This window comes from Paenibacillus glycanilyticus (assembly GCF_051200795.1).
GTDB classification, from domain to species: Bacteria; Bacillota; Bacilli; order Paenibacillales; family Paenibacillaceae; genus Pristimantibacillus; species Pristimantibacillus glycanilyticus.
Genome location: NZ_CP195155.1, coordinates 1,945,507 through 1,964,065, shown reverse-complemented (window position 1 = coordinate 1,964,065; position 18,559 = coordinate 1,945,507). Strand labels below are relative to the sequence as shown.

The window sequence follows — 18,559 nt, the reverse complement described above, 5'->3', positions numbered from 1 at the left end:
TCTTCCCTTCCCATGGATTCGGGTTGATTCCTTTTACAAGCTGCTATCCTTTAATCGAGCCGATCATTACGCCTTGCGTGAAATATTTCTGAATAAACGGGTATGCAATCAATAGAGGCAAGCAAGAAGCTACAATTACGCCATACTTTAATTGCTCGGCGATTCTCTGCCGGTCAGCCATAGACATCGGATCGAGTACCATCTGGTTGCTTACTTCATTCGATATAAGCAGATTGCGCAAAATAACCTGCAGAGGAAACTTGTTGTCGCTGGTGAGATAAATGAGAGGTTCAAAGAAGGAATTCCAATGCGCGATTCCGTAGAATAACGCCATAACCGCAATAATGACCTTGGATAACGGCAGGACCATGGAGAAAAAGAACCGGAAATCCGTACAGCCGTCCACGACTGCCGCTTCATGCATTTCATCCGGAATAGAGCTCTGGAAAAACGTGCGTGTAATGATAAGATTCCACACCGAGGCCGCCGTAGGCAAAATTAAAGCCCACATGGAATCCAGCAAACCAAGCTTGGAAATGAGCAGGTAGTTAGGGATTAATCCTCCGCTGAAAAACATCGTAAAGACAAAAAGCATCATAAGAGGCGTACGGCCGGCAAGGTCCCTGCGCGAAAGGGCATAGGCTGCCGGAATCGTGACGGCCAGGTTAACCAATGTGCCGCATACCGTGTATAGAATTGAGTTGGCATAACCGGTCCAAAGCGGTTTATATTCGAATATTTTGTTATATCCGTCAAAGTAAAACTTGGAAGGATAGAGCAGAATACCGCCTTTATTTACGATGTTTGGATCCGTAAACGAAGCTACCACGATAAAATAAAGCGGGTATAGAATACTGATGGTGATAAGCGCCATCAGGCTATAAATAAAGATCGTAAATAGACGGTCGTTAATTGTAAGCGCCTTCATTTTTGCCCTCCTTTACCACAGGCTGCTTCCCATCACCCGCTTGGACAAGCTGTTTGACAGAATCAGCAGTGTAAAGTTAATGAGTGAATTAAATAGGCCGATGGCCGTAGCCATGCTGTACTGCGCATTCAATAATCCAATCTTGTAGACATAGGTAGAAATAATCTCGGAGGCCGTCAGGTTCATCCCCTGCTGCATTAAGAAAGCCTTCTCCCAGCCTACGGACATGATGCTGCCAATCCCAAGAATGAACATAATGACGATCGTCGGCATGATGGAAGGAATATCGATATGCCGAATCCGTTTCAGCTTGGACGCCCCGTCCACGATAGCAACCTCGTGAAGCTCCGGATTAACGGCGCTGAGTGCAGCCAAATAAATAATGGCGCTAAAGCCCATCGTCTGCCAGATGCCGGAGGTGATATAGACGGAGCGGAACCACTCCGCCCTCGCCATAAAGTTCACGGCGTCGCCGCCAAACAAAGTGATAAAGTTATTGATAATTCCAGAGCTGGGAGCAAGGAAGACGTTAAGCATCGAGACCAATACCACGGTAGAAATGAAATAAGGAGCGTAAGTAACGGTCTGCACGAATTTTTTGGCCATTCTGCTGCGGATCTGGTTGAGCAAGAGAGCGAATAGAATCGGAATCGGAAAGCTGATGAGCAGCGAATATACGCTAAGTTTCAGAGTGTTCGTCAATATCGACTTGAAAACATACGACTCGAAAAACTCCCGAAAATGAACGAATCCCGCCCATGGACTGCCTAGTATTCCGTCAACCGCGTTAAAGTCCTTGAATGCGATGAGGACGCCGTACATCGGAACATATTGGAACAGAATCAGGTATGCAAGAGCCGGAAGCAACAAAACGTACAGCCTCCAGCCCTTGGCTATCCTCCCCAGCCTAACCATCCTGCCCCTCCCGCCCGGCTGCCTCCTCTGTCCCTTCAATCCGTATGGAAGCAAACTCGGCAGAACCGAATTGAGCGAAGAAACGAAGATGTCCGCATGGCATGTCGATTCGGGATATAAGCGTCCGATGACCGTTTACGCATAAATCGATCCAGCCTGGCTTAATGACGGCCTCAACCGAAAGAGGTTGGTCCAGGCCATCAACGTCGTAAATGGAGGACAGCTCATCTTCTTGCAAGGTAGACGCATGAATGCGGTGAATTCCGATTTTTCTCCGCGACGGTTCAAAACGAACATCGTAGCCAGAGGTAAAGTTAGAGGAATCGGCTACGGAAAATCCGAAGTACATCGTTTGGTCCTCAGGCTTCGCTTGGAAGGACAGCCGATAGGATTCCGATGGCTGTCCGGCAGCCTTATCCGCCCATCCGGCCCCTCCCTCCAAGCGGAACGGCTCCAGCAGCTTCGGCGCCGCGGTTGATTGCTCCATCAATTTCGGCACAAATTTGAATCCTAAGGAGCCGTCAGGCTGCTGCACCACTTCGCGCAGAATCAATTCTCCGCCGTATTTGCCCGGGGACGAGAGAAACCCTGCGGCAATTCGCCGGCCTCCCGGAAAAGCCGCCGTCTTCGGCACCCGCCATTGCGGACCGTCAAACACGTCCATGGCCGGCCGCAGCCAAGGTCCGTTCAGATCGCGGGCATAACGGTAACGGGCCGTTCCGTCATTGCTAAAGATAAGATAATGCCAGCCGTTCCACTCGAAGCAGTCCGAGCACTCCGGCTCGTCATGGTAGCCGGGAACGATAAAAGGCTCGAGCTCCGTCCAGTTCTCCAGATCATCCGATTCGAGATGCGCCAGACATCCTTTATTTCTGCCGCTGTCGATCAGGCTTGTCGTAATCAGCATATGGTACTTGCCGTCTTCGCTCTGAAATACATGCGGGTCGCGAACCGACGGAAGCGTATACCGGTCTGAAAGCCCGATGCTTCGTCCCGTCTTGGCAAAGCTGATTCCGTCTTCGCTTACCGCGTAAGTTAATTGCGCAGGCGAACCATCGACTGCCCTAACCGCGTAAAAAGCATAGTAACTGCGTTCATCCTTGCGGAAAACGGAGCCGGTGCAGATAGAGCCTTCCCCTTCCTCCGTAATGGCAACGGCCATCGGATGATGCTCCCAATTGCGCAGGTCAGAGGTAGAAATCTGCGACCATTGATGCGCGCCTAGCCCCCATTTGCTTGCATGCCCGCGGCGGTCGAACAAATAATAGATTCGATATTTCTGTCCGTCGAAGAACGGCATGCAATCGCCAACGCCGGTATTGAATCCCCTAGGTCTCCAATACTGAATAGACTCCGGTTCCTTCCCTAAATACCGGTCAACCAAGCTTGGGTCAGCGCTAATGGAAGAGGATAGCTCGCGCCAGATTCCTGCCTGCTGCACCCCTTTGTCTACATGCACTTGCACGGAGCCGTCCAGCAGCAAGGAGCCCATCGGCCAATCTTCGTCAACCAATACGCCATCCACGTATAAACGGGCAAAATGACCGCCGTATTGCCAGAGGATCGAATGCTCGCCATCGCCTATCGCGCTCCAAGGAACGGATAACCGTATAGGCATTTCTCTTGCATCGGTATAACAATCCGCATAGACTGATAACGCTTCCATTTCTGCCCCGCGAGCGGAATAGATGCGTACTGCAGCTATTCCGTTTGCATTTTTCGCAACAAGCCATTCCCCTTCAAGCAGCTCCGAAAGCTCGAGTCCAATCGCCAGCGTTTTTACGGCACCTTCGTTTACTTTTGCCGATTCCCCTTGCTCAAGCCTTAACAGGCTAGGCATTTCCCATTGATTCATCACGGTTTGTCCCTCCATTTGGTTAATCGTGTCGACCCAGCATTGGAAAAAGTGCTTTGTTGCTTGCATACAGCTGCTTATAAACTTCGTATTGTCTAGCATAAACATCTTCGTTTTCGGAAAGCGGTCGGATGGGTTCTTCTTGAATCCGTACGATTGCGGCAATCGCTTGCTCTACATCGGCATACACCCCTGTGGCTACCCCGGCCATTATCGCAGCTCCCACGCAGGCTTGTTCTTTCATCGTGCTCGTGTATACCTCGCTGCCCAGCACATCCGCCATTATCTGTTTCCACAAACGGCTTTGAGCCCCGCCGCCGGAGACGATGATTCTGTCCATCCGTACGCCAAGCTTTTTAAAAATCTCCAGACTATCCCGCATGGAATAGCCAACTCCCTCCAGCACGGAGCGAACCATATGCTCGTAACCATGGTTAAGGGTGAGTCCAAAAAACATTCCTTTGGCGTACGCATCCATATGCGGCGTACGGTCGCCCGCCAAATAAGGCAGGAACAACAAGCCTTCGCTGCCTGCTGCGACTTTAGCCGCTTCAAGGTCGAGCTGCCCGTAATCATTGCGGCCCAGAACCTTGCCGGCCAGCCACCTCAGGGAAAGCCCCGCGCTCATCGATGCACCGAGCAGATACCATTTGCCTGGGGCGGCGTGAACATAGGTGTGCGTACGCAATGACGCATCGTACACCGGCGTGTCAATCGGAGTAAATAACTGGCCCCCCGTCCCTATCGTGCAGGAGACGATACCCGGTGCAAGGATGCCGTTTCCGATCGCCTGCATCGCTTGATCCGCTCCGCCATAAACAACGGGTGTTCCTTGTTTAAAAGGGCTCGTTGCTGCCGCCAAGGGGCTGACCTGTCCGGCGATCTCCCATGGTTCGCCTGCTGCCGGGAATATCGAAGCATCTATCCCGGCCCGGTTCAGCAATGATATTGCCCAGGTCTTGCCCGCCACGTTGTACGCGGAAGTGCCTGATGCGTCCGTTGTATCGACGCCAATCCGACCGGTAAGCCGGAACCGGATATAATCCTTGGGCAACATCACATGCGCGATCTTCCGATAACTGTCTGGTTCATGCTCTTTCAGCCACATAAGCGACGGCAGCTGAAAGCCGGCTGCAACAGGGTTCTGGATAAGCCCGCCTAGCTCCTCTTGGCTAAATAGCCGGTTAAGCTCTTCCGTTTGACCGGAGGAACGCTGATCGCACCAAATGATGGCCGGTCTAATTACGTTATGATGCCGGTCGAGGGCAACTAAGCCGTGCATTTGTCCCGAAAGACCGATACCCGTAATGTTGTCTGCCTCGATATTCGCTTGACCTAGCGCAAGCGTGGTTGCCTGGCACACCAGATCCCACCAGACTTCCGGATCCTGCTCAGCGCGGCCAACCGACGGAATGCTGATATCGTATTCAAGCTGCGAGAAGCCAATCACGTTGCCCTCCGCATCCATGAGCAGAGACTTAACGCTTGAAGTCCCGATATCAATTCCCAGTAATACACTCATTCCTTCAAAGCTCCCTCCGCTGCGGCGAATATGTAAATATTTACTTGATCTATTGTTACTATAAATCAATTAATTGATTTGATCAAGTATTAAATCAAAAAAAAGACCTTAGCATTTTTACTAAGGTCTATTGCCCGAATAAGACGGAAGGTTGGGCCAGTAAGCTGTCAATGGCAGTTGTCGCGGCTCCCACCAGGATATCGTCTACAGCGGGTGAAGCTAATTCCAGCGTGACCCGGCTGGATACAACCGGAAGCGCATTGGAATCGATAACCTCTCTAATCGTCCGAAGCACAAGTTCTCCCGCATTAGACAATTCATCGCCTATAATGATCCGGTCCGGGTTAAACGTGTTGATGATATTAACTAATCCAAAGCCAAGGAACCAGGACGCGCTTCGGACTGCTTCAACGGTCGCAGGTTCATCTTGTTGTACCGCTTTCCAAACGGACGGAAGAGAGGAATACTCCTTATTCAGCTTTTTTAGAAGCGCGGTTGTTGAACAATAAAGCTCTAGGCAGCCTTTATGGCCGCACTCGCATAACGGACCGTTGTAATCGATGCTCATATGTCCGATTTCACCGGCCATGCCAAGCGTTCCCCTATATACTTTGCCGTCCATGACAATACCCGCTCCTACCCCCTGCCCGGCCGCTACGTATACCATAACGCCATGATCCCGATGAGGCTCGCTGAACCACCAGTGAGCCAGCGCTCCGGCTTTGGCATCATGCTCGATATAAACAGGCAAGCCAAACTCCTGATTCAGCTCGTCCTGTATATTAATCTTTTCCCAGCCGGGAAACTCGGTCATCAGGGCGATTCGGCCTTCACTGCGGAAAAGCGGTCCAGGCGTTGCTATTCCGATAGCTTTAACCGTTTCCTTGCAGGGTTCGATGATCTCGGCAATGAGCCCTTTCATCTTGGCAAAAGCCGTATCGGACCCCTCCAGATTACGAATCGGGACTTGCTTGCTGCCATATTCCTTTCCGCCTAGATCGTAAAGGGCAACCGTAATCGATTTACGGGATAACCGGATGCCTACAACCTTAAACGGCTCGTTGTTTAAGCGGATGCCAATGGATCTGCGGCCCTTTTTCCCCTCGATGACGCCAGTCTCCACGACAAGCCCCCAGTTGATCAGCTCATTGATTATATTCGTAATGGTAGATTGATTAAGTCCGGACTCTTGCGTTAATTCCGCGCGGGTACACACCTGCTGCCGCTTTCTCATCAGGCGAATAAGAAGCGAGCGATTCATTTCCTGGATGTCCTCCAGGTTTTTTCCTTGTTTCGTTTTTGGGGTATTCAATCCGCTCACACTCGCTTTTTGTTTATTTAACAAATCGATTAATTAAAAATTTTATCATACTATGAATAACCTATAAACAACAAAACTCCGGCTGCCGGATTTATCATCATCCAACAGCCGGAGCCGTATAAGTCTAATCCTTTTTCACAAACAGCCGCTCGCCGTCGGCAAGCTCCTCGTAATGCTGCTTCCAAGGAGCGATCAGGTATTCCATGCTGCCAAGTCCCAATATGCCCGCCTTGGTTAAGCTCTCATGGAACAGCCGGTGTACGCGGTCCTGCAGCTCGGGATTAAAGTAAATCATCACGTTACGGCATAGGATTACATGAAATTCATTAAACGTACTGTCCGTTGCCAGGTTATGCTGGGCGAACATCACATGCTGCGCCAAGGAAGGGTCAAATATCGCATAATCCCTTTCAACCGTGTAATAAGCGGAGAATTCCTTTGTTCCGCCGGCCTGCAAATAGTTTTTAGTAAACGTCTGCATCCGCTTAAGCGGAAACTTTCCTTCCTTCGCCTGCTCAATGGCACGCTCGCTCATATCGGTCGCATAAATTCTGGCCTTCTCGAGCAGCCCTTGCTCCTGCAGCAGAATGGCCATGGAATATACTTCTTCGCCAGTTGAACAGCCCGCATGCCAAATCCGGATTTCCGGCAGCTTGTCCAGCAGCGGAACCGCCCGTTCGCGGAATGCCCGGAAAAAGCTTGGATCACGGAACATCTCCGTTACTTTGATGGAGAAATCATTGGTCAGCTTATGAACATAGTCCGGCTCATGCAAAACCTTTTCCAGCATTCCGGTAACGGTCTGCACGCCGTCCATATACATCCGGTTCCGGATCCGCCGCCTGAGGGAGGATCTTAAGTAATGACGGAAATCATAACCGTATGCACGGAACAGCCCTTCAATCAACAGTTCGATCTCAATGTCTTCCCATTCGTTGGCCGGCAGTTCATCGAGCGTATGATCCGGTAAATCAAAGTGCTGCTGATTGTCCATTTAGCTCCCCACCTGCTTCGTCAGCCATACCTGCATAAGCGAATACAATTGATCCATCTGCAATGGTTTACTGATGTAATCCGAAGCACCCGCTTCGAGACATTTATCACGGTCGGATTTCATCGCTTTAGCCGTCAGGGCGATAATCGGCATGGCCTGCAGCTCCGGCTGCTTGCGCATCTCCCTCATCGTCTCGTACCCATCCATAAGCGGCATCATAATGTCCATCAGAACAAGATCAAAGTCTTTATTATCTTTCAAAAGATCCATGCACGCCCTGCCGTTGCCCGCAACCGTCACCTGCATCTTCTTGTTCTCCAGCGCGTTAACGAGCGCAAACACATTGCGCGCGTCGTCTTCAACCAGCAGCACCTTCTTCCCTGCAAACACGCAGCCGGCGACATGCTCTTCCGCTGCTTCCTCTCCAGAGGACTGCGTCTGTTCTGGCTGCTCCGTTCCCGTAATCTCAATGGCCGCCGATGCTTCCATTTGAGCCATCTGAATCATATCAACCATTTCTTGACTAAGCAGAGGCAGATAGACGGTAAAGCAGCTGCCTTCCCCAAGCGTACTGTCGAGCTTGATGGACCCGCCCAGCAGCTTCACAAACTCGTTGCAGATGGACAACCCTAGTCCCGTTCCGCCATAAATCCGGTTCGTCTTGCCGTCCACCTGCTGGAAGGCTTCAAAGATCAGCTTCTGCTTGTCCTTAGGAATACCGATACCCGTGTCCGTCACGGAAATCGCCAGCATACCGTCATCCGTATGATCAAATCCCAATCGAACGGAGCCCTTCTCCGTAAACTTGAAAGCGTTGGACAGCAGATTTTTCAAAATTTGCTGCAGGCGTTGGCCATCCGTGTACCATACGGCAGGAAGGTTCTCGGCCATATCAATTGCAAAAGCAACTCCTCTTTTTTCCGCTATTGGGTTAAAGGTCAGCTTCATAAGCTCCGGAATTTCCGTAAGATTCACTTCGTCCACGGTCAAAATGACTTTCCCCGCTTCAATCTTCGACAGATCCAGAATATCGTCGATGAGCTTGAGCAAATCCGTTCCCGAAGTATGGATAACTTTAGCATAACCTTCTTCGTCTTCGCTTAAAGTATGGTTCTCATTCTCTGCCAGCAGCTGCGATAAAATGAGAATGCTATTGAGCGGCGTGCGAAGCTCATGCGACATGTTCGCAAGGAAATTGGACTTGTACTGTGAGCTTTTCTCCAGCTGCTCGGAGTAATCCTCCAATTCTTCCTTTGCTTTCTCGAGCTCTTTCGTCTTCTGCTCGGCCACCAGATATTGCTCTTCCAGATGTTCGGTTGTCATCCGCATCTCTTCCTGCTGCATCTGCAATTCCTCGGTTAACACCTGGGATTCGCTTAGCAGACGCTCGACCTCCATACGTCCGGCTACATTGTTAACCGCAATGCCGAAGTCTTTCTCAACCTCTTCCATCAGCTTCAGGTGCTGGGTGGTGAATGACTCAAGCGAAGCGAATTCGATAACGGCTTCCAGCCTGTCTTCGTACTCAACGGGAACGATTAGTATACTCCGCGGCTCCATCTGAAACAGTCCGGTTGAAATAAGCGGAGCATGGTCCTTCGTCTGATTGATAAGGAAAATGCGTTTTTCAATTGCGCATTGCCCTGCCAGCCCTTCTCCAAATCGGATTTCGGACTTGCCCGCATCCTCCCCGGAGCTGGCGTAAGAGGCCAGCTTCTCCAGACGCTGCTGATCGCCTGCTCCTTTCCGGATGTAAAACACGCCGTAAGACGCGTTAACCATCGGTGCGACCTTCGTCAGAAACGTCCGGGCAAGCACCTGCAGGTCGTTAATCCCCTGCGTCATCGTTGCGACCTCCGCAACCTTGGCTTGAATCCAGCTTTTCGCCTCAAGGCTTGCAAGCAGCTCGTTAGTTGCATCGCCAAGATCCTTGATCTCGTCTTTCGAATTAACTTTAATCCGGGTTGCCAGATTGCCGCCGGAAGAAGCGATTTCCTTAATCGTCTCCACGACCTGCTTAATCGTTTTGACAATCGAACCGGACACAAACGACACGATCATAAACGATATAATGGTTGCAGCCAGCAGCAGCAGGTAGATGCCTATGGTAAGAATCCGGTTTTTGTTCTCCAGATCCATAATGTGCAGCTTTGTCGCCTGAACCTCTTGATTGCCGATCGCATCGAATTTGGAACGGAGGCTGTCCATCCGCTGCTTGCCGACGTCATTCTGGAAGAAGGCGATAATATCCGCCTCTCTTCCTTCCCTTTTCATCTCGATTGTCGGCTCTGCCGCTTTGCTGATCCATTCCTGGATGGTCAGCTTGATTTCCTCCAGCTGCTTCTGCGTGCTTGAATTGTCCGCGATGTAAGCATACAGGCTGTTATAATTGGACTCCCACTGCGACTTTCCTTTATCGTAGGGATCCAGGTAGCTTTCATCGCCCGTAATGATATATCCGCGCTGGGCTGTCTCCATGCTGACCGCATCGTATTGAATGGAAGCAATCAGGTTGTGAACCTCGACATCCCGGGTAGTTATCGTTTCAACTTCGTTTTGCAGTGCCTCTATGCGGTCCGTCACCGTTACAATCGAAGCCCCTAAACAAATAAGAATAAGGAAATACCCGATTGCAATCTTGGTTCTAATATTAAATTTGAATGCTCGCAGCATAGAAATCTCCTTCTCTCTTAATCTCTTAAATTAATTATACCATTATATTTACAATCACACGGCTGTTTCATTTACATATTTCTAGGGTATTTAAAAAGAAAAAAAGAGGATGTGATTGTAATGGATATTTTCATTCAGATCATTATTGCCGTCATTACGGTTGCTTTCGTCATCCTGATGTTTTTCCTTATCCAGACCATCAAAGCGTTGACCTCAACCTTGAACGAAGTACGCAATACGGTCGGCGAGCTTCGAACCGACGTCTCCGAGATCAGCGGGGACGTGAAGGAAATGATTCATAACACCACGGAGATGACCCTTGATGTCCGCACGAAGCTCCGCTCGCTGGATGTCGTATTCGCAACCGTGCATGACATCGGCCAGACCCTGCACAGCTTTACAGGCGTCATGAAGGAAACGGCCGCAGGCCTTGTTGCCACTGTCAAAAATAAAGCTCAGCGGGAAGTCTACGATAGCGGAACACCCCGGCCAAGCAATGGAAGGATTACAGGCGCAATAACAGATGGCATTATTTCCTCCTTACGAATTTGGAGAAAACTCAAACAACATTAAGCTATAATAGGATAAGCGGAGAGGAACGGGAACAATGATGAAACCATGGACTAGCTTAACTATACCGGCGAAAGCCGAATATATTGATATCGTGCGGCTGACCCTGTCGGGACTGGCCGCCAAGGAAGGCTTTTCTTACGAAGAAATAGAAGATATGAAGGTAGCCGTTACGGAGGCATGCAGCAACGTTGTCCTGCATGCCTACAACGGAGGGGAATTCGGGATTATTGAGGTCATCTTTGAAGCAGAGGAAGACTCCTTCCAAATCCGGGTCAAGGATTCGGGGAGCAGCTTTCATTACGAGCCGACCGTTATTGCGCATGCTTCCCTGCACGAAAAGCCGTTAATCGACGCGAATGTGGGAGGCCTTGGTCTTTTTCTGATGCAGGCTTTAATGGACCAGGTTGAGGTCCGTTCGGAATTAGGCACCGAGGTGATTCTAACCAAGCGACTTGGTAGGAAAGAGGAGATGGCATGAAATCACAATCATCCTGCCTAAATCAGCAGCAAATTAATGATCTGCTTCAAAGATACAAGGAAATGAGCTGCAACGATGCCGCAACGGCATTGTTGCAGCATTTTGAATCATTGGTCCGGATGGCCGTGTCAAAAATTTCGAGAAACCGCCCCGATCTGTACGAGGATTTGTATCAGGTCGGCCAAATGTCCATGCTGCGGCTGTTCAAGCAGTATGATAGCGACAAGGGCGTTCCATTCGAAGGCTACGCCATGAAAAGCGTCATTGGCCAGCTGAAAAATTATTTGCGCGACAAGTCCTGGTACATACAGGTTCCTCGAAATATGAAGGAAAAAGGCCTGCTCGTCCAAAAAGCCATCGATGAGCTGACGACAAAGCTCGAGCGCTCCCCCAAGATGGACGAGATTGCCGCTTATTTGGGATTATCGGTGGAGGAAACGATCGAAGTCTTGTCTTCCCGCGAATCCTATCAGTATGTCTCGCTTGACACCCCGCTCTCCAGCGAAGGCGACAGTGCGACAATTGGCGATGTCATAAGCGACAACAGCGATAAATACAGCCATGTCGATAACCAGATTGCACTCAGCGATGCCATGGCACAGCTCAAGGATGAGGAACGCAAAGTGCTCGTTCTCGTCTATCAGCATGGCCAATCCCAGAGGGAAATCGCGGATCAGCTTGGCGTATCCCAAATGAGCGTATCCCGCTTCCAGAAGCGCGCGCTCGATAAATTAAGACAGCTTCTTCATCCGCCGCAAAGCGAAGGAGGCTGAACGAACCGCCCGTCTCGTCAGGAGACGGGCGGTTTTCTTTTGCCAATCCAAGCGCAAAAAAAGAGAGGTTGTCCGATGGACAACCTCTCCCTTCGATCCGCTTCTTAATTCGTTGTGGACCTCATCTTGTCTTTCATATCGTCCTTGGCGGAGCTGAAGGCATCCATGACATGCTCGTTGGATTTCTTCGCCCTATCCGTCAAATCCGACGCCTCTTCCCTTACGCTGGACAGAACATCCTTTGTTTTGTCCTTCGCCGTGGAAGCAAGTTCCTGAGTACGCTGGCTGAGTGCCTGGAACTTATTCGAGATATCCTCCCTCAGCTGCACACCTGTTTTCGGCGCTAGCAGAAGCGCCCCGACAGCACCAACCGCTGTCCCTACAATTGTACCTACCAGCAGACCGCTACCTGTGTTTTCCTTTGGCATAGTTATCTCTCCTTTATTCCGTTCTCGTATTCGAAACCGTATCCGATCTCGTATTATCTATTACACCTCTAAAGGTTAATTGAAACAGCAAAGTTTGCGCCCGTTCTTTTTTTTAAAAAACCATTGCATCTTTTAATGTTTATGTCATATACTGTTTACATAATAATCAGTGTACAACATACACAGAAATGAGGCGCTTTGTGAAATCAATGGCGATTGAAGTATCGGGTCTCCGCAAAAGCTTCGGGAAACAATCCGTATTAAGCGGACTTGAACTGTCCGTACCGGCCGGATCCGTCTTTGCCCTGCTTGGTCCTAACGGAGCCGGCAAAACCACTCTCATTCATATTTTGTCTACCTTAATTGCACCCGATGGCGGAAAGGTTCTAGTTGGAGGATATAATGTGCAGACCGAGCAGGAGCTGGTCAAGCAGCATATCAGCCTCACCGGCCAGTTCGCCGCAGTGGATGAAGTCTTGTCCGCCGAAGAAAATTTGCGCATGATCGGCAGGCTGTCCGGGCTTTCTTCCTCACAGTCCAGAACGCGTACGGAAGAGCTGTTAAGAGCATTTGATCTTGTTGACGCGGCAAAGAAACGGGTAAAAACCTATTCGGGAGGCATGCGCCGAAGACTCGATCTTGCCATCAGCCTTGTGGTCGACCGCCCCGTTATCTTTCTGGATGAACCAACTACAGGTCTGGATACCGTCAGCCGGCGGGCATTGTGGGATATCATTAGCGAACTGGCGAGTCAAGGCAGAACGATCTTTCTGACTACGCAATATTTGGAGGAGGCCGATCAGCTGGCCGATCAGATTGCCGTCATTAATGGCGGCCGGATCGTGGCAACCGGCAGCGCCGAGCAATTAAAAGCGCGTGTCGGTGGAGAAGTCATCGAATTATTAAACGGCCATGACGAGGTTATTCATACGGTACCTACAACCGGAAGCATTCAGGATATTAGCCGGACGCTGAATGAACTTATTCATTCGGTTCCGTCCGGGACGCGGGTCAATATCCGCCGGCCTAGCTTGGACGATGTTTTTGTTGCCTTAACAACTAACGGGAAAGAGGTGCAGCGCGTATGATCGCTTCAACTAAACCTGCAAAACCGGCATCGATGCTGACAACCAACCTTGTCTTCATCGGCCGCAGTCTCCGTCACAGCCTGCGTAATACGGAGGCTCTGATGATGGCGATAATGCTCCCTGTTATGCTGATGCTCCTGTTTACTTACGTCTTTGGAGGAGCTATCGATTCCGGCGGGGATTATGTGAATTACGTGGTTCCAGGCATTATTTTGCTCTGCGCGGGGTTCGGCTCTTCAAGCACGGCGGTTGACGTGTCCAACGATATGACCAATGGCATTATCGACCGGTTCCGGACGATGCCGATCAAGAGCCTCAGCGTTGTGACCGGTCATGTCGCAGCCAGCCTCGCCCGCAATTTATTCGCAACGGCCGTTGTTATTGGAGTCGCCTTGCTTGTCGGCTTCCGGCCAAATGCCAGCTTTATCGAGTGGGTGCTGGCGATTGGCGTGATTACCCTGTTTATATTGACCTTCACCTGGTTATTTGCAGCAATCGGCCTGGTAGCGGGAAGTCCGGCGGCAGCAAGCGGATACGGCTTTGCGCTTCTGTTTCTCCCTTATCTGTCCAGCGCCTTTGTGCCAACGGATACGATGCCCTCTTGGCTGCAAGGCGTAGCCAATCATCAGCCGATAACGCCTGTCATCGAGACGATCCGGGGATTGCTGACGGGTACGCCGCTGGATAATAGCGCTTGGTGGGCTGTTGGCTGGTGCCTTTTCATCCTGACTCTTGCGTTCGTCTGGAGCATCTTCTCCTTCCGCAAAAAAGCCGGACGCCGTTAATCGGATTTCCTGAAACAGAAAAAGCCAGCCATCCGATGAAAATCCATCAGATGGCTGGCTTTTTCGCATCTAACCTTTGGAAGCAAGATAATGCTCAATACCGTCCAGAATGCGCTCCAGGCCAAAATCGAAATCATTGCCGATCGGATTATCCGCCGGATTTTCCTCCGTGTATACGCCTGATGCGATAAGCGGCTGCAGGTCCGGATAATTCTCCTCCTTCACGAGTACCTTAAGCGCCTTCGTATAATCGAGTCCGCTGAAGGAGCCCGGACTTGCCCCGCCTTCAATCGCCCGGACCATGTCCCTTTGAATCAGACCGGTGGAGCGCGCGTAATTGCTTAACAACAGAACGGTAGACATTTTCTCAAAGTCATTAAGCGGAAGCTTCCGCATCGGCCGCAGGGCCAAATCCACAAACAACAGATTATTAGGCGTTAGGGGGACGCCCGATACCGGGATATCCGCATACCAGGGATGCTTCAGAAATACTTGAATGCAATCCCGTACATACTGCCGCATGCCCTCTCGCCAATCCGCGTCTTCGTCCTCCAGCCTATCCGGTAGCTTACAGACCGATTCCTGCATAAGCAGCAGCAAATCGTCTTTGCTTTGCACGTAACGGTACAGCGACATCGCCGTAAAACCGAGCGATGACGCAACCCGGCTCATCGAGACAGCCTGAAGTCCTTCCTTATCCGCCAGCTCAACCGCTGCAGCCACAATCTGGTCGATAGACAGCTCGCGCTTGGGCCCTCTCTGCGATTCCTTCACCAGCCCCCATGCCAATGCAACTCCCCGCGGCAAGGATTTTAATACGTCTTCCTCGTCACCATGCTCCATCCCATTATCCTCCATACCGGTCACGCCATAATTGTGTACTTAATAAACAGTATATCACAAAAAATGCGGCAACAAAAAAACAGCTCCTATAAAGGAGCTGTTTTTTCTAATCCATGCCATGCTCTTCGCGGATCTTGTACAGTCCCCGAAGCAGCAATTCCGCAGGATCGCGGTTGATCAAAAGATGCGTATACAAGAGATGCAGGGAGAAAGCGCAAACATTATTGCCGTCGGAAATCGCCGGGAAACCCGTTTCGAATACAGGTCCTTTCAGCTCTTCGTTCCAGGCAAGGCCTGCATGAACCTTCTCCTCGGGGAATTCGTCTTCAACAGACTTGATGCAATGCGGGATGAGAACTTTATCGATTAAAGCTTTGGCATCATCTTCGCTTGCAGGAGGCTGCGGAAGCGGCTTACCTCCTTCGGTCTTCATCAATTCGTAGAAGAACGAAGCCATCCATTCTGTCGCCTCTTCGTTGCCCGCTTGGAAATTCGCGATTAACTCACGAAGGAAAAAGCCGCAAACGTAATCGCTGCCAGATTCATCCTTCACTTTGTAAACAAACACGGGACCATAAAGCTCTTGGTTCAATACTTGCCCTTGAACATCTTCGAAATGCTGTCTCAAAGCGACAAAGCCGTTGTGCTGGACCGCCTTGACAAGCTCAGCGAATTGCTTCGCTTCTTCCTCTGAATTGCCTTGGATCTCTTCGTTTGTCGTCTCATTATTCATTATTCGCTTCACCCGTAATCATCATATCATTCCGACAAATCATCAGTCTAGTCCAAAAGAAAAACCGCCCCCAAAGGGACGGTTCATCAATCCTATTTACTCTACGCCGTATTTCTGACGAAGCTTGGCCAATTGGACGAGAATCGTATCCGAAGGGTCGCGGTTCAATTGCATCATTTTGTACAGATAATGAATCGGGAAAACGCATTTCTCTTCCGGAACATCCTTGAAGCCAAGCTCAAGCACAGGCGTATGGTTCTCATCAAGCCCTCTGTTGCCCGTAATCGTAAGCGGCGCGAATTCCTCGCTGACCGCGCTAAGGCAATGCGGGAACAATACATCATCGATGAATTGTTCTTCCTTCTGTTCGCTGTCCGGAGGAGGAGGCAGCTCTTTGCCGCCTTTGTTCGTCTTCATTAGCTCGTAGAAGAAGGAAGCCATCCATTCCCCTGCTTCACGGCCGCCATCCTGGAACTGTTCCGCCAGCTCGCGCAGGAAAAAGCCGCAGTCATACGTTTTCTTGAAGTCGTTCGTCACGCGGTAAATAAAGATCTGCCCAAATTTCTCATCGTTCACGACAAGACCTTCCACATGAGGGAAGTACGGCTTTAGAGTCGCGAGTCCCTTCTGGAAGATCGTCTTCATGAGCGCGTCCCAGACCTCGGTATTATCGTTAGTTTCGTTATTATTCGCATTCGTAATATCATTATTCATATTGTTTTCACCCTCAAGCATCATACCATCCGGCGCTTTATACCGTCCAGTGCTATACTTTTACAGCGTTAGCCCTTGCTTACGAAAAACGGCAGCTTCTCGATGCCAACCAGGCGTAAATAGACAAACAGCTGGCCTTTGTGATGAATCTCGTGGTCTTTGGCATTTTGCAGCAAAACAACGCCCGGAAGCGAGTTGCCGAAGAAATCGATTGGCGCTGCAAGCTGTTCCGGCGTAAGGGAACGGAGAACGGCTTCCGTCTGTTCCGTTGCCGTTGCCACGACGCTTTTCAGTTCTTCAATCGTTGCAGGCGCAGCCGGCTTGGCGCCTGGCGTGTAAACGCCGTTTTGCACGGTCTTCGCGAACATATCCATCGCGCCCGTAATATGCAGGACAAGCCCGGCAAGCGACATCCCTTTCTCCCACGGCTTGTAGGACAGTTGTTCCGTTGTTACATCGGTCAGCATGTCGTGCAGAACGTTACGATGGCTTTTCCAACCGGCAATAAACTCATTGATGTTCGTCATCTCATGATCTCTCCTCTGAATCGTCATTAACAGTATTCATTATAAGGGCTGTAAATGTCATTTTCATCTTTTAGGCTTTTTCCCGGTTGCACCAGTCAGCGATAAAAGCGGCCATCACCTTCGTATATTCAATAAGCTCCTCAATAGCAAGGCTTTCGTCTACGGCATGGGCCTTGCTTAACTCCCCCGGTCCGTAAATAACCGTCGGGATTCCTGCCCGCCCGATCCAGCCTGCATCCGTAACCGTTGGTGTCATTCCGACCTCCGCCTCGCGGTTCAGAACAGCATGGTGATTCGTTAACAATGTCTTCACGCCATCATTATCCGGATCAACTTCTAATGAAGGAAAAATTTCTCCCCGCTCCTCAATCATCGATCTCCCGCCCCATCGGAACGTTGGCGGATGATTCCGAAGCCATGGATCGCCCTGCGCCACGCGCATCAGATGATCCTCGATTTCCGCGGCTACCGATTCATAATCTTCATCCGGGTAGAAATGAACCGTAATCCAAAGCGCGCAGCGGTCGGCAACAAACGCGGCATGGCGTCCCCCTTCAATAACAGCCGGATTAATCGTATTGGAGCCCGGCGGGAATCCCGGATAGGACTTCGTTACCGCCCAATGCCTCTCCAGCTCCTGCAGCCCGGCAATAAGCTTCGCCATCTTCTCGATCGCGCTTGCCCCATGCAGCCCGCCTCCCGCGTGGATCATCCGGGAGCGCATCGCATCGTGATGGGTAACCGGGCTTTGCACCGTAACCCAGCCGGTAATAACGCCCCCTTGTCCTTGAACCGCGAGATGGCTTGTATCCGCGACAATGGCGAAATCCGCTTCGCAGCCGCGTTCCATGCATGCTCTGGTGCCAGCCTCTCCGGCCTCCTCCCCGATAACCGATTGGAACAGCAAATCTCCCTTAAGCTCGATACCGGCTTCCGTCAGCAGCTTAATGGCAAACAATAAAGCGGCAAGGCCGCCTTTCATATCGGCTGTCCCGCGGCCGTATGCCCGTCCGTCGTTAAGCGTTAATTGAAACGGCTGCATGGACCATTCCGTGCTGTCGCCCACCTCCGCTACGTCCATATGCCCGTTGAGAAGCAGGCTTTTGTAGGAACCGCTCTCCGTTCCCCGTCTGACGGCCGTTACATTCGGATCACCCGGATAAACCTCCCACAGTTCCGTCTCAAAGCCAAGGTCATGCAGCTGATCCTTCATAAACAGCTGCGCCTGCATCGTATTGCGCGCCGGCGGGCTTACCGTCGGGAAAGCAACCAGTTCCGCGAGCAGGGCAAACAACTCATCCTGCCGGCTTTCCACCTGATCGAGTACATGCTTCAGTTTTGCTTCCTTCATCTAATACATCCTCATTTCATAAGGAAAATGTCACCCTTACTATAGAGGATTACAATCA

Annotated in this window: 18 protein-coding genes; 5 read left to right on the top strand and 13 right to left on the bottom strand. The window is 50.7% G+C overall.

All coding sequences use genetic code 11. The features are described 5' to 3' along the window. Positions 1 to 43: 43 nt before the first annotated feature. The 7 genes from ACR9FF_RS08780 to ACR9FF_RS08750 form a co-directional block, all read right to left on the bottom strand. Positions 44 to 928, bottom strand: a complete 885-nt coding sequence (locus ACR9FF_RS08780; RefSeq protein ID WP_201004415.1) for a carbohydrate ABC transporter permease — start codon at positions 926 to 928, stop codon at positions 44 to 46. A gap of 12 nt (positions 929 to 940) precedes the next feature. Beyond that, positions 941 to 1,843, bottom strand: coding sequence for an ABC transporter permease (locus ACR9FF_RS08775; protein ID WP_317979140.1), 903 nt, complete (start codon positions 1,841 to 1,843; stop codon positions 941 to 943). Then, positions 1,836 to 3,698, bottom strand: a complete 1,863-nt coding sequence (locus ACR9FF_RS08770) for a glycosyl hydrolase (RefSeq protein ID WP_435172070.1) — start codon at positions 3,696 to 3,698, stop codon at positions 1,836 to 1,838. The genes ACR9FF_RS08775 and ACR9FF_RS08770 overlap by 8 nt, the downstream gene beginning before the upstream one ends. A 22-nt stretch (positions 3,699 to 3,720) precedes the next feature. Next, the gene (gene xylB, locus ACR9FF_RS08765) at positions 3,721 to 5,220 is read right to left on the bottom strand and encodes a xylulokinase (protein ID WP_435170388.1); all 1,500 of its coding nucleotides are present in this window, start codon (positions 5,218 to 5,220) and stop codon (positions 3,721 to 3,723) included. 127 nt (positions 5,221 to 5,347) lie between these two features. Further along, positions 5,348 to 6,481, bottom strand: coding sequence for an ROK family transcriptional regulator (locus ACR9FF_RS08760; protein ID WP_435170386.1), 1,134 nt, complete (start codon positions 6,479 to 6,481; stop codon positions 5,348 to 5,350). A gap of 184 nt (positions 6,482 to 6,665) precedes the next feature. Then, positions 6,666 to 7,535, bottom strand: a complete 870-nt coding sequence (locus ACR9FF_RS08755) for a CheR family methyltransferase (protein ID WP_127495980.1) — start codon at positions 7,533 to 7,535, stop codon at positions 6,666 to 6,668. After that, complete coding sequence (locus tag ACR9FF_RS08750; protein WP_435170383.1) at positions 7,536 to 10,208, bottom strand: CHASE3 domain-containing protein; 2,673 nt, start codon at positions 10,206 to 10,208, stop codon at positions 7,536 to 7,538. It lies immediately after the preceding gene. A 120-nt stretch (positions 10,209 to 10,328) separates the two neighbouring features. Between ACR9FF_RS08750 and ACR9FF_RS08745 the strand changes: the two genes are divergently transcribed. Genes ACR9FF_RS08745 through ACR9FF_RS08735 form a run of 3 tightly spaced genes read left to right on the top strand, consistent with a single transcriptional unit; the run spans position 10,329 to position 12,032 of the window. Further along, positions 10,329 to 10,781: a DUF948 domain-containing protein gene (locus tag ACR9FF_RS08745; RefSeq protein WP_127495982.1), complete on the top strand. Its 453-nt coding sequence runs from the start codon at positions 10,329 to 10,331 to the stop codon at positions 10,779 to 10,781. 37 nt (positions 10,782 to 10,818) lie between these two features. Beyond that, entirely contained in the window at positions 10,819 to 11,259 is a 441-nt protein-coding gene (gene rsbW / locus ACR9FF_RS08740) for an anti-sigma B factor RsbW (RefSeq protein WP_127496037.1), read from the top strand. After that, positions 11,256 to 12,032, top strand: a complete 777-nt coding sequence (locus ACR9FF_RS08735; RefSeq protein ID WP_248757181.1) for a sigma-70 family RNA polymerase sigma factor — start codon at positions 11,256 to 11,258, stop codon at positions 12,030 to 12,032. Before rsbW ends, ACR9FF_RS08735 begins: the two co-directional genes overlap by 4 nt. Before the next feature lie 104 nt (positions 12,033 to 12,136). Here the strand turns inward: ACR9FF_RS08735 and ACR9FF_RS08730 are convergent, their stop codons facing one another. Next, complete coding sequence (locus ACR9FF_RS08730) at positions 12,137 to 12,460, bottom strand: YtxH domain-containing protein (protein WP_127495984.1); 324 nt, start codon at positions 12,458 to 12,460, stop codon at positions 12,137 to 12,139. Positions 12,461 to 12,660: 200 nt separating this feature from the next. Here ACR9FF_RS08730 and ACR9FF_RS08725 point away from each other — a divergent pair, with 200 nt between their 5' ends. Next, entirely contained in the window at positions 12,661 to 13,548 is an 888-nt protein-coding gene (locus ACR9FF_RS08725) for an ATP-binding cassette domain-containing protein (RefSeq protein WP_435170380.1), read from the top strand. Further along, positions 13,545 to 14,333, top strand: coding sequence for an ABC transporter permease (locus ACR9FF_RS08720; RefSeq protein WP_127495986.1), 789 nt, complete (start codon positions 13,545 to 13,547; stop codon positions 14,331 to 14,333). The genes ACR9FF_RS08725 and ACR9FF_RS08720 overlap by 4 nt, the downstream gene beginning before the upstream one ends. A 69-nt stretch (positions 14,334 to 14,402) precedes the next feature. On the opposite strand, the gene ACR9FF_RS08715 is transcribed toward ACR9FF_RS08720, so the two are convergent. The 5 genes from ACR9FF_RS08715 to ACR9FF_RS08695 form a co-directional block, all read right to left on the bottom strand. Next, positions 14,403 to 15,176, bottom strand: a complete 774-nt coding sequence (locus tag ACR9FF_RS08715) for a TetR/AcrR family transcriptional regulator (protein WP_435170378.1) — start codon at positions 15,174 to 15,176, stop codon at positions 14,403 to 14,405. 106 nt (positions 15,177 to 15,282) lie between these two features. Then, a complete protein-coding gene (locus tag ACR9FF_RS08710; RefSeq protein WP_127495988.1) occupies positions 15,283 to 15,909 on the bottom strand; it encodes a hypothetical protein in 627 nt (208 codons plus the stop codon). Positions 15,910 to 16,005: 96 nt separating this feature from the next. Beyond that, positions 16,006 to 16,623: a hypothetical protein gene (locus tag ACR9FF_RS08705; RefSeq protein WP_127495989.1), complete on the bottom strand. Its 618-nt coding sequence runs from the start codon at positions 16,621 to 16,623 to the stop codon at positions 16,006 to 16,008. Positions 16,624 to 16,691: 68 nt separating this feature from the next. Beyond that, positions 16,692 to 17,150, bottom strand: coding sequence for a DinB family protein (locus tag ACR9FF_RS08700; RefSeq protein ID WP_201004394.1), 459 nt, complete (start codon positions 17,148 to 17,150; stop codon positions 16,692 to 16,694). Positions 17,151 to 17,220: 70 nt separating this feature from the next. After that, positions 17,221 to 18,501, bottom strand: a complete 1,281-nt coding sequence (locus ACR9FF_RS08695) for an acetylornithine deacetylase (RefSeq protein ID WP_435170375.1) — start codon at positions 18,499 to 18,501, stop codon at positions 17,221 to 17,223. Positions 18,502 to 18,559 lie beyond the last annotated feature (58 nt).

What these genes read in the sequence shown, in the direction of transcription:
- ACR9FF_RS08780 (WP_201004415.1), bottom strand. Translation starts at nt 928, where the DNA reads ATGAAGGCGCTTACAATTAACGACCGTCTATTTACGATCTTTATTTAT.
- ACR9FF_RS08775 (WP_317979140.1), bottom strand. Translation starts at nt 1,843, where the DNA reads ATGGTTAGGCTGGGGAGGATAGCCAAGGGCTGGAGGCTGTACGTTTTG.
- ACR9FF_RS08770 (WP_435172070.1), bottom strand. Translation starts at nt 3,698, where the DNA reads ATGAATCAATGGGAAATGCCTAGCCTGTTAAGGCTTGAGCAAGGGGAA.
- xylB (WP_435170388.1), bottom strand. Translation starts at nt 5,220, where the DNA reads ATGAGTGTATTACTGGGAATTGATATCGGGACTTCAAGCGTTAAGTCT.
- ACR9FF_RS08760 (WP_435170386.1), bottom strand. Translation starts at nt 6,481, where the DNA reads ATGAATCGCTCGCTTCTTATTCGCCTGATGAGAAAGCGGCAGCAGGTG.
- ACR9FF_RS08755 (WP_127495980.1), bottom strand. Translation starts at nt 7,535, where the DNA reads ATGGACAATCAGCAGCACTTTGATTTACCGGATCATACGCTCGATGAA.
- ACR9FF_RS08750 (WP_435170383.1), bottom strand. Translation starts at nt 10,208, where the DNA reads ATGCTGCGAGCATTCAAATTTAATATTAGAACCAAGATTGCAATCGGG.
- ACR9FF_RS08745 (WP_127495982.1), top strand. Translation starts at nt 10,329, where the DNA reads ATGGATATTTTCATTCAGATCATTATTGCCGTCATTACGGTTGCTTTC.
- rsbW (WP_127496037.1), top strand. Translation starts at nt 10,819, where the DNA reads ATGAAACCATGGACTAGCTTAACTATACCGGCGAAAGCCGAATATATT.
- ACR9FF_RS08735 (WP_248757181.1), top strand. Translation starts at nt 11,256, where the DNA reads ATGAAATCACAATCATCCTGCCTAAATCAGCAGCAAATTAATGATCTG.
- ACR9FF_RS08730 (WP_127495984.1), bottom strand. Translation starts at nt 12,460, where the DNA reads ATGCCAAAGGAAAACACAGGTAGCGGTCTGCTGGTAGGTACAATTGTA.
- ACR9FF_RS08720 (WP_127495986.1), top strand. Translation starts at nt 13,545, where the DNA reads ATGATCGCTTCAACTAAACCTGCAAAACCGGCATCGATGCTGACAACC.
- ACR9FF_RS08715 (WP_435170378.1), bottom strand. Translation starts at nt 15,176, where the DNA reads ATGGAGCATGGTGACGAGGAAGACGTATTAAAATCCTTGCCGCGGGGA.
- ACR9FF_RS08710 (WP_127495988.1), bottom strand. Translation starts at nt 15,909, where the DNA reads ATGAATAATGAGACGACAAACGAAGAGATCCAAGGCAATTCAGAGGAA.
- ACR9FF_RS08705 (WP_127495989.1), bottom strand. Translation starts at nt 16,623, where the DNA reads ATGAATAATGATATTACGAATGCGAATAATAACGAAACTAACGATAAT.
- ACR9FF_RS08700 (WP_201004394.1), bottom strand. Translation starts at nt 17,150, where the DNA reads ATGACGAACATCAATGAGTTTATTGCCGGTTGGAAAAGCCATCGTAAC.
- ACR9FF_RS08695 (WP_435170375.1), bottom strand. Translation starts at nt 18,501, where the DNA reads ATGAAGGAAGCAAAACTGAAGCATGTACTCGATCAGGTGGAAAGCCGG.